Below are 9,823 nucleotides of genomic sequence, written 5' to 3' on the forward strand. Positions count from 1 at the left end.
TGTTGCGGCGGGTCACTTCTTGTAGCGGTGCGCAGGTAGTTTATGTTTCTCCAGGACGCGTTGGACTTTCTTCCAATTCTGCTCAAAGGCGCAGTGGTCACTGTGCAGGTCACTGCAGGTTCGTTCCTGCTCAGTTCAGTGATTGGCCTGCTGTTTGCGCTGATGATGGTTTCCAAGATTCGCGCCATCGCCTTGTTCGCCATCGGCGTGGTCAATGTGATTCGCGGGCTGCCGATCATCGTGCAGCTGTTTTATATCTATTTTGTGTTGCCCGACTTCGGTATCCAGCTCAGTGCCATGCAGGCTGGCGTGATCGGTCTGGGCATTGCCTATTCGGCCTATCAGGCCGAGAACTTTAGGGCGGGGATCCAGGCCATCGACCTGGGCCAGATCGAAGCCGCCGAGTCGTTTGGCATGCGCGGTCTGCTGATCATGCGCCGGATTGTGCTGCCCCAGGCATTTCGCATTGCCTTGCCGCCCTATGGCAACACGCTGGTGATGATGCTCAAGGACTCCTCGCTGGTGTCGACCATCACCGTGGCGGAAATGACCCGCCAAGGGCAACTGATTGCGTCTTCGACCTTTGAAAACATGACGGTCTACACCCTGGTTGCGTTGCTCTATCTGTCGATGAGCTTGCCGCTGTCCTATGGCTTGCGTCGTCTGGAAGGCCGCTTTGCGCTGCGGAGGCGTACATGAAAGCACCCTCGAAATTGATCTTGCCACCTTCCCTCTGGTCCGCTACGGCGCGCCCCGCGGCTCTGACCCAGGCACTGGCGGAAAACAAGCGGGTGGACGTGGCGATTGTCGGTGCCGGGTACACGGGGCTGGTGACTGCACTGCGCCTGGCAGAGTCGGGTGTCAGTGTCTGTGTGCTGGATGCGGGTGAGCCGGGTTGGGGCGCTTCGGGGCGCAACGGCGGGCAGGTCATCCCCGGCCTCAAATACGACCCCGATCAGTTGCTTGAGCGTTTTGGCGCTGAGCGTGGCGAGAAAATTATCGAAGCCTGCGGCGGTGCCGCAGATGAAGTGTTTTCGCTGATTCGCGAATACGGCATTGCGTGTGATGCCACGCGCAAGGGCTGGATTCAGCCGGCCTTTTCCAGCGCGACGATGAAGACTCTGGAGGGTCGTGCCCGCCAGTGGCAACAGCGCGGTGTAGCCGCCGAGTTGCTGGACAGTGACAGCGTATGCCAGCGCATCGGTACGCACAATTACGTGGGTGGCTGGGTTGACCCGCGGGCTGGCAGTTTGCATCCGCTTAACTATGCTCGCGGCCTGGCCAGGTCGGCACTGGGGCGTGGCGTGATGATTCACAGCGATAGCCAGGTGACGGACTTGCGCCGCATCGGCACGCAGTGGCAACTGACCACCGCACAAGGTCATAGCGTGACGGCCGAGCGTGTGGTGCTGGCTACCAATGGCTATACCGATGGCTTGTGGCCAGGGCTGCGGCAAACCGTGCTGGCGGCCAACAGTTTCCTGATTGCCACCCGACCACTGTCGCCGGAGCTGCGCAAAACCATTTTGCCGGGCGGGGAAGTGTGCTCCGATGCGCGGCGCCTGCTGCTGTACTTCAAGCAGGATGCCCAGGGGCGTGTACTGCTGGGTGGGCGCGGGCCGTTTGCCGAACCGCGCCGTGCCGAAGACTGGGCACACCTTGAGCGCTCATTGATCAGCGTGTTTCCGCAGTTGGCAGGCGTGGCGATCGAATACCGCTGGAGCGGGCGTGTGGCGCTCAATCATAGTGTGTTGCCACAGTTGCATGAGCCGCAGCCAGGCCTGTCGATCCTGATGGGCTACAACGGCCGCGGCATTGCGATGGCGACAACCTTGGGCAAGCATCTGGCGGCGCGAGTTTCGGGGGCCAGCAATGACTTCCCGTTCCCTGTCACGCCGATGCGCAGAATTCCCTTCCACAGCTTGCAGCGCCTGTATGTGGCGGCGGGTATCAGCTACTACCGGTTGCTGGATGCCCTGAACGGGTAAAAGCAGGGGCAAGCGTCAACAGCCTTGGCGCTTGCCGCTGATCTTCAATCCGCCTTGATCGTTGATACATCCTCGGCCCTGACCTTTATGTGCTTGCCTGCTATATCGACGAACTCATAGAAGCCATCCTTGTTGGTGGTAGTGGGCAGGTCCTTGGTCAGGTATTGCGTGCCGTTTTGCAGGGTCACAACGCTCGGGGTCGCGCAGCCTGCCAGGCCCAGCAAGGCCACTATCAGCAGGGGTAAACCGGTAACCTTGATCTTCATGCATGTACCTTGAGCTGTTCGCAAGTTGGAGATGGGTCGCGCCGAGGTTGTTCGAGCAGCCAGCGCTGGAAAGTCAGTGTGGCATCTGACAGCGTTTTTTGCCGAGAGTGCGCCGGATGATCGGCATTTGTGCTGAAAAATTCAACCGCGCCGCCACCACGCCGTGATCCCGGTGCGGGTGGATCAGATCAGGTCGGGCACGCCCTGGAGCCATTATTGAGGTCCTGTTTGTCGACGCGACTGAGCAGGCTGGCCTTGCCGTCTTTCCAGGTCAGGGTCAACACATACAACGAGTCAAAGTCGCCACCGGACCAGTCTTCGGTCAACGAGGTCTTCTTGCCCAGCGCCTGACTGGCGACGCTATTGATCAGTTCCGGCAAGTAGCCATGGGACCAGGCGGTGTAGATCGTTGAGCTGTGATACTGGTCGTCGGTCAGCTCTTTGGCCAGTTGGCGGGTATCGTTGGCCGAATACTCCAGATTGATCGGCAAGCCCAGTTTGATGGCGCTCGGGTTGATGGTCATCAACGGCCGTACGTAGCTGTAGGCATCATCATTGGCGCCTTCTTCAACCTGGCGCGAAGGGTTGGCTGCAAACACGTAGTCAGCCTTGCCATAGCGCTGAGGCAACAGGGTGGCCAGGTCAATCGCGCGGTTCAGTCCCTGGCAGGTGAGCTGGCCGAGGCCATCGGCGGGTTTTTCCGCATGGCGCAAAAACACCAGGGTTTGCACACCGTCTACCGGCTGGGCAAAGACGTCATCCGCATGTACCGCCAGCGCAACAGCGCCGGCAATCAGTAACAGCGGGATAGCCGCCAATGCATAGGGCTTGAGTCGAGGTTTAATCCAAACAGACTGGGTCATGGGATTCTTCTGCATACATCTGTTAAGGCTGACTGGCCTGGCACAGTGGGCATGGCAGCCCCTGTGTTGATCCTTGTCATTACTGCAAACCTGAGCCTCTTATCCTTGGCAGAAGCGTTTATTAGATGCCTTTTTCACAATTGGTTCGATTTTACCTGCGCTAGATCGGTAATTGTCCTGCAGGGTGAATGCTATGGTGGCTTTTTTGTATGACAAAATCGTTCACTCTTTAGTCTGGTATTCCTACAGAGGCTTGCGCCATGCTTCCAGCGCCACTGCGAAAACCGAGCAATCCCGTGCATCTTCGAGTACGTGCCTGGCGCGGCCGGGTAGGGCTGGCCATGGTGGCGAGCCTGTCGGTGCTGGCGGGCATGACGGACGCCATCGGCTTTTTGGCCACCGGTGATTTTGTCTCATTTATGAGCGGCAATACCACGCGTCTGGCGGTGGCCGTCGGTGACGGTGACCTGCAGATGGCGTTGCGCCTGCTGCTTGCGGTACTGGCGTTTATTGTCGGTAACGCCCTGGGGGTATTGCTGGGGCGCTGGGGCGGACGGCGCGCTTTACCCTTGATGCTGGTGATTGCGGGGTTGTTGTGTGCGGCAGCTTTGCTGCCGTTTGCCAGCCAGGTGCCGGCGTTGCTGGCAGCCATCGTGGCAATGGGCATGCTCAATGCTGCGGTGGAGCAGGTCAATGGCCTGCCGGTGGGCCTGACCTACGTGACCGGGGCATTGTCGCGTTTTGGTCGCGGGCTGGGCCGCTGGCTGCTGGGTGAGCGGCGCAGTGGCTGGCGCGTGCAACTGGTGCCCTGGACCGGGATGTTGCTGGGTGCAGTGCTGGGTGCCTTGCTGGAGGCGCAGTTCGGCCTCCAGGCCCTGCTGTTCAGCGCCGGTTTTGCGGCTGTTTTGGGCGTGTTGTCGTTGCGCATACCTCGTCGTTGGCAACGGGATTACATGCCGCGTTAATCCCTCGTTTTGCTTGACCCGGGCTGCGCGTAAACTGGCGCAGCCCGGCTGCATGCCCAGCCCTACGAACAGGAGTCGTTGTGTCCAAGTCAGTCGATGACAATTCATCCCTTGCGCCATTTTCCATCGAAAGCCCGGCACCGCTATATGCCCGGGTCAAACAGGCCATAACGCAAAAAATCCGTTCAGGGGCCTGGCTGCCCAATGCCAAGTTGCCGTCTGAGAGTGAACTGCTTGCCCAGCTGGGGGTGAGTCGCATGACCATCAATCGCGCATTGCGTGAGCTGACCATCGAAGGGCTGCTGGTGCGCATGCAAGGGGTGGGCACCTTCGTCGCCGTGCCCAAGGGCAGTGCGGCGTTGTTCGAGATTCGCAATATCGCCCAGGAAATCGCTGATCGTGGCCATGTGCACCGCTGCGAAGTGATTGTGCTCGAAGAGGTCCCGGCCAAGACCACGCCGGTGTTGCCCTTTGCCCTGGACGGGGTCAAACGCTTATTCCATTCTCTGATGGTGCACTACGAAAACGAGGTGCCGGTGCAGATCGAGGAGCGCTATATCAATGCCGAGATCGCCCCTGAGTACCTGCAACAGGACTTCACCCGCACCACAGCCTATGCCTACCTGATGAACCTGGCGCCACTGACCGGCGGCGAACATGAGGTGGAGGCGATTCATGCTACTTCCGCGCAATGCCGCCTGTTGAACGTAAAGCGCAACGAGCCATGCCTGCTGATTCGCCGCCGGACCTGGGCTGCACAGGGGTTGGTGGGGTGTGCCCGGCTGGTCTATCCGGGTTCGCGCTATCGCCTGCAAGGGCAGTGCGGTAACTGAGTACTCGCGGGTGGCCCCGTGTTACTCGCGTTACTTTTGGTGCGTTTTTGTTACCTTCCCGCCTGTTTATGCCCAAAGTTGCGGCAGTTTTCTGCATTTTTTCTGTGCGCTCATATTCCGTATTAAATAGTTATTATTTTTTAACTATCTGATTTAAATAGCTATTTATCTTGATTTTGTACGTACCTGGTTGATCTCGTTCAGGTGTTGGCCCTTCACTTGCATTCACTTGTACATACAGGTTGGTATAAGTGTGCACCTTTGTGCCGCTTGAGCATTTGAGGATGTGAAAATGAACGACAGTCCGTTTACCCGACAACTGCAAGGTGTGCGTGTGCTGGATGTCAGCCGCGTGCTGGCCGGGCCGCATTGCACCGCGATGCTGGCTGATCTGGGGGCCGACGTCATCAAGTTCGAAGTGCCCGAGGAGGGCGATGACGCCCGCCATCTGGGCCCGTTTCTGGACGGCGAAAGTGTCTACTTCGGGCTGATCAATCGCGGCAAACGCAGCGTTGAAATCGATTTTAAAAACCCGGCCGACCGCCAGCGTTTCTACGAACTGGTGGCCGATGCCGATGTCGTGGTCGAGAACTTCCGCCCCGGTGTCACTCAACGCCTGGGCATCGATTTCGACAGCCTCAAGCAGCACAACCCGCGGCTGATCTACGCCAGCATCTCCGGTTTCGGCCAGCAAGGCCCGCTGTCCAGTCGCCCGGCTTATGACATCGTCGCGCAGGCCATGTCCGGGCTGATGAGCGTTACCGGTTTCGCCGCTACCGGGCCGACCCGCAGCGGCGAGGCCATCGGCGATCTGTGTGCCGGGGTGTATGCAGCCTGGGCAATCAGCTCGGCGCTGTTTGCCCGCGAGCGGCATGCCCCGGGGGCCCAGTACATCGATGTGGCCATGTTCGACGTGTTGTTCAGCCTGCAGATGACCGGTCTGTCCAACCTGTATGCAAACGGTGTGGCGCCGGGGCTGGTGGGTAACCGGCATCCGGTATCGACGCCGTTTGATAGCTATCGCGCGGCAGACGGTCAGGTGGTGATTGCAGTGGCCAGCAATCGCTTGTTCGAGCGCCTGTGCCAATGCATGGGCCAGCCGGAGCTGGCCACCGATGCGCGCTTTGTCAACGATACCCAGCGCACCCTGAATGAGCCGGCGTTACGCGCTGTTATCGAGGCCTGGACCACACAGCACAAGGTTGAACAGTTATGCGACGGCCTGCTCGATGCCGGAGTGCCGTCTTCACCGGTGTGGGATCTGGCCCAGGCTGCGGGCAGTGAACATGCCCGTGTACGCCAGTTGCAGTTCCAGCCCGAGGGCAGCGTATTGCCGCTGGTGCCGCAACCGGTGTTCTTCAATGGCCGTAAACCCCACGCCATCACCATTGCCCCCCGATTGGGCGCAGACAACGCCGCATTTGGCTTGAACAAAGCAGGAGAGAAAGCATGAACTTTGAAATGAGCGCAGAGGAAATGGCCGTAGTTGAAAGTGCCGAGCAAGTGGCGCGTGAGGTAATTCAGCCGCTGGCCCAGCACTACGATGAAACCGAAACTTTTTGCCTGGCCAGCATCCGGGCGTTGAGCGATCTGGGTTGCATGGGCGTCAACCTGCCAGAACAATATGGCGGCCTGGGCATTGGTAGCCTGGCGATGAGCCGCGTGGTGGAAGCAGTAGCGGGTGCCTGTGCCTCTACCGCTTCGGCCATGACTGCGCATTTTCTGGCCACGGACTCGATCCTGCTGGGCGGCACCGAGGAACAGAAACATGAGTGGCTGCCACGGGCAGCCAGCGGCGAATTGCTCGGTGCCTTTGCCCTGACCGAGCCTGCGGCGGGTTCCAACCCGGCGGATATGCGCAGCCGCGCCGTACGTGAAGAAGGTGGTTGGCGGGTGCGCGGCAACAAGCACTACATCACCAATGCCAGGGAAGCCGATTTTATTGTGCTCTACGTCAAGACCGACGCAGATGCAGGTCACAAGGGCATCAGTGCCTTTATGGTGCCCCGGGGCACGGCGGGCATCAGCTTCTCCAGTCCGGAAAAAACCATGGGCCTGCGTGGCAGTACCATCTATGAACTGGCGCTGGACTGCTGGCTGCCCGAATCGGCACTGCTCGGCGTAGAAGGCCAGGGGTTCAACACGGCCATGGCGGTGCTGGACCGTGGGCGGGTGGAAGTGGCAGCCATGTCGCTGGGGATTGCCAATGCCGCCCTGCAAGCCAGCCTGAGCTGGGTGCGTGAACGGCAGATCGGGCCCAAACCGCTGGCCGCTTATCAGGGCACGCAATGGCGCCTGGCTGATATGTATGCGCAGCTCGAAAGCGCGCGCATGCTGACCATGAAAGCTGCTGCCCGGCGTGACAGCGGCGAGCGTTTCAGCCTCGACTCGGCCACCGCCAAACTGGTCGCTGCCGAATGCGCCGGGTTTATCACCGATGCTGCACTGCAACTGCACGGTGGCTATGGCTACAGCCGGGATTTGCCGCTGGAGCGCTATGTTCGTGATGCACGGATCTTGCGGATTTTTGAAGGCACCTCCGAGGTACAAAAAATCATTATCTCCCGTGCCCTGCTCGACGCAGCCAGATAATCCGCCGGCCAAGGATTGGAAAAGTCTTTCCCAAAACAACACGGCGCACCCCGGGTGCCAGCCTGAAGGAACTGCTTATGTCCACGCTCAACCAAGATTCACCGCGGGCCTCGCTGGTCGAACAGCGCTCTATCGATTACATCCCTGAGTCAGAGCGCCATGGGCGTCTGTTCAGCCAGTTCACCTTGTGGTTCGGGGCCAACCTGCAAGTCACTGCGATTGTCACCGGAGCCCTGGCCGTGGTGCTGGGAGGGGACGTGTTCTGGTCGCTGATCGGCCTGCTGATCGGGCAAGTGCTGGGCGGCACCATCATGGCGTTGCATGCGGCGCAGGGACCCAAGCTGGGCCTGCCGCAGATGATCTCCAGCCGGGTGCAATTCGGCGTCTATGGCGCCGTGATCCCGATTGTGCTGGTGTGCCTGATGTATGTCGGTTTCTCGGCCAGCGGCTCGGTGCTGGCCGGGCAGGCCGTGGGGCAACTGGTGGGGGTGAGTGACTCGTGGGGCATCCTGATTTTTGCTGCCCTGATCGTGCTGCTGACCATTCTGGGCTATCGCACCATTCACATGATCGGCCGTGTGGCGAGCGTGGTCGGCGTGCTGGCGTTTTTCTACCTGTTCTACACCCTGATTGCTCAGAATGACATTGGCCTGTTGCTGAGCAATAAACACTTTTCCCTGAGCAGTTTTCTGTTGGCGATATCGTTGTCAGCCTCCTGGCAGATCGCGTTCGGGCCTTATGTGGCGGACTACTCGCGTTACCTGCCGTCCAGCACCTCGTCGCTGAAAACTTTTCTGGCAGTGGGGCTGGGCTCTGTCGTCGGCTCGCAAATATCGATGGTTTTCGGTGTGTTTGTGGCTGCCCTGGCCGGTAGCCAGTTTGCCGGGCATGAGGTGGCCTACATCGTCGGCATGGGGGCGAGCGGGGCGATGGCGGCGCTGCTGTATTTTTGCGTGGTGTTCGGCAAGGTGACCATCACTACGCTCAATGCCTACGGCAGTTTCATGTCCCTGGCCACCATCGTCAGCGGCTTTCGCGGCAACCATGAAATCTCCAAGACCTTACGCCTGTTTTACATCCTGCTGATGGTAGGTTTTGCCACTGCTCTGGCCTTGCTTGGGCAGCATTCGTTCCTCAAGGATTTTTCGGCGTTTATTCTGTTTTTACTGGCTTTTTTTACGCCGTGGAGTGCGATCAACCTGGTGGACTTTTACCTCATCAGTAAAGAGCGCTATGACGTACCGGCGCTGTCTAACCCGAATGGCCGATACGGGCGCTGGAACCTGCGCGGTATTCTGGTCTACGCCTTCGGAGTGGTGGTGCAGTTGCCGTTTATCGCCACCAGCTTTTACACCGGGCCTCTGGTGGAACACCTGGGGGGGACTGATATTTCCTGGATCATCGGCCTGACGCTGCCAGCGCTGGTGTACTACTTCGTGGCACGCAACTCGGGGCAGTCGGTGCCGGATCAACTGATTTTGCCTGTTGAGCCCGCGACGGTTTAAGAGGTTTCCAATCAAGTAGCCATAGAGGGAGCAACAATGAAGGTGCTGGCCTGTATCAAACGAGTGGTCGATTACAACGTTAAAGTGCGCGTCAAAGCGGACAACTCCGGCGTTGACCTCGCCAACGTCAAGATGTCGATGAACCCCTTCTGCGAAATCGCCGTGGAAGAAGCCGTACGCCTTAAAGAGAAGGGCCTTGCGACTGAAATCGTCGTCGTCTCCATCGGCCCGACCACTGCTCAGGAACAGCTGCGTACCGCGCTGGCGCTGGGTGCTGATCGCGCCATTCTCGTCGAGTCCGCCGAAGATCTGACCTCGCTGGCCGTGGCCAAGCTGCTCAAGGCCGTTGTCGACAAGGAACAGCCACAGCTGGTGATCCTGGGTAAACAGGCCATCGACAGCGACAACAACCAGACTGGCCAGATGCTGGCTGCGTTGACCGGTTTCGGTCAGGGCACGTTCGCGTCCAAGGTTGAAGTGGCAGGTGACAAGGTTGCCGTGACCCGTGAAGTAGACGGCGGCGCGCAAACTGTTTCGCTGAAATTGCCGGCGATCATCACCACCGACCTGCGTTTGAACGAGCCGCGTTATGCGTCCCTGCCAAACATCATGAAAGCCAAGAAAAAGCCGCTTGAAGTACTGACGCCAGACGCGTTGGGTGTTTCGACTGCTTCGACCAACAAAACCCTGAAAGTGGAAGCCCCGGCTGCACGCAGCGCGGGTATCAAGGTCAAGTCGGTGGCTGAACTGGTCGAGAAACTGAAAAACGAAGCGAAGGTAATCTAATCATGACTATCTTGGTAATCGCAGA

At 59.2% G+C, this 9,823-nt stretch carries 10 protein-coding genes; 8 read left to right on the forward strand and 2 right to left on the reverse strand.

What is annotated here, in order from left to right:
* The first annotated feature begins 42 nt into the window (after positions 1-42).
* Entirely contained in the window at positions 43-699 is a 657-nt protein-coding gene (locus tag EQV96_RS21915; protein WP_095003335.1) for an amino acid ABC transporter permease, read from the forward strand.
* Positions 696-1,988 (forward strand): FAD-dependent oxidoreductase, encoded by a 1,293-nt coding sequence (locus tag EQV96_RS21920; protein ID WP_095018696.1) that lies wholly within the window; start codon positions 696-698, stop codon positions 1,986-1,988. The genes EQV96_RS21915 and EQV96_RS21920 overlap by 4 nt, the downstream gene beginning before the upstream one ends.
* 44 nt (positions 1,989-2,032) lie before the next feature.
* On the opposite strand, the gene EQV96_RS21925 is transcribed toward EQV96_RS21920, so the two are convergent.
* Positions 2,033-2,254, reverse strand: coding sequence for a YgdI/YgdR family lipoprotein (locus EQV96_RS21925; RefSeq protein WP_095003337.1), 222 nt, complete (start codon positions 2,252-2,254; stop codon positions 2,033-2,035).
* Positions 2,255-2,442: 188 nt separating this feature from the next.
* Positions 2,443-3,117 (reverse strand): histidine phosphatase family protein, encoded by a 675-nt coding sequence (locus EQV96_RS21930; protein ID WP_095003338.1) that lies wholly within the window; start codon positions 3,115-3,117, stop codon positions 2,443-2,445.
* Positions 3,118-3,377: 260 nt separating this feature from the next.
* Here EQV96_RS21930 and EQV96_RS21935 point away from each other — a divergent pair, with 260 nt between their 5' ends.
* The 6 genes from EQV96_RS21935 to EQV96_RS21960 all read left to right on the forward strand — a co-directional run bounded on the left by EQV96_RS21935 (position 3,378) and on the right by EQV96_RS21960 (position 9,798).
* The gene (locus tag EQV96_RS21935) at positions 3,378-4,082 is read left to right on the forward strand and encodes a YoaK family protein (RefSeq protein ID WP_095003339.1); all 705 of its coding nucleotides are present in this window, start codon (positions 3,378-3,380) and stop codon (positions 4,080-4,082) included.
* Positions 4,083-4,162: 80 nt separating this feature from the next.
* Positions 4,163-4,915 carry a histidine utilization repressor gene (gene hutC / locus EQV96_RS21940; protein ID WP_095018697.1) on the forward strand — a complete coding sequence of 251 codons (753 nt, stop codon included), beginning with the start codon at positions 4,163-4,165 and terminating at the stop codon, positions 4,913-4,915.
* 292 nt (positions 4,916-5,207) lie between these two features.
* Entirely contained in the window at positions 5,208-6,368 is a 1,161-nt protein-coding gene (locus EQV96_RS21945) for a CaiB/BaiF CoA-transferase family protein (RefSeq protein ID WP_095018698.1), read from the forward strand.
* Positions 6,365-7,507: an acyl-CoA dehydrogenase family protein gene (locus EQV96_RS21950; RefSeq protein ID WP_095026677.1), complete on the forward strand. Its 1,143-nt coding sequence runs from the start codon at positions 6,365-6,367 to the stop codon at positions 7,505-7,507. The genes EQV96_RS21945 and EQV96_RS21950 overlap by 4 nt, the downstream gene beginning before the upstream one ends.
* A gap of 77 nt (positions 7,508-7,584) precedes the next feature.
* Entirely contained in the window at positions 7,585-9,012 is a 1,428-nt protein-coding gene (locus tag EQV96_RS21955) for a cytosine permease (protein ID WP_133145056.1), read from the forward strand.
* Positions 9,013-9,048: 36 nt separating this feature from the next.
* Positions 9,049-9,798 (forward strand): electron transfer flavoprotein subunit beta/FixA family protein, encoded by a 750-nt coding sequence (locus EQV96_RS21960; RefSeq protein WP_240882395.1) that lies wholly within the window; start codon positions 9,049-9,051, stop codon positions 9,796-9,798.
* The last annotated feature ends 25 nt before the right edge of the window (positions 9,799-9,823 follow it).

It is taken from the genome of Pseudomonas sp. TMW22080, assembly GCF_022496745.1.
Lineage (GTDB): Bacteria > Pseudomonadota > Gammaproteobacteria > Pseudomonadales > Pseudomonadaceae > Aquipseudomonas > Aquipseudomonas bubulae.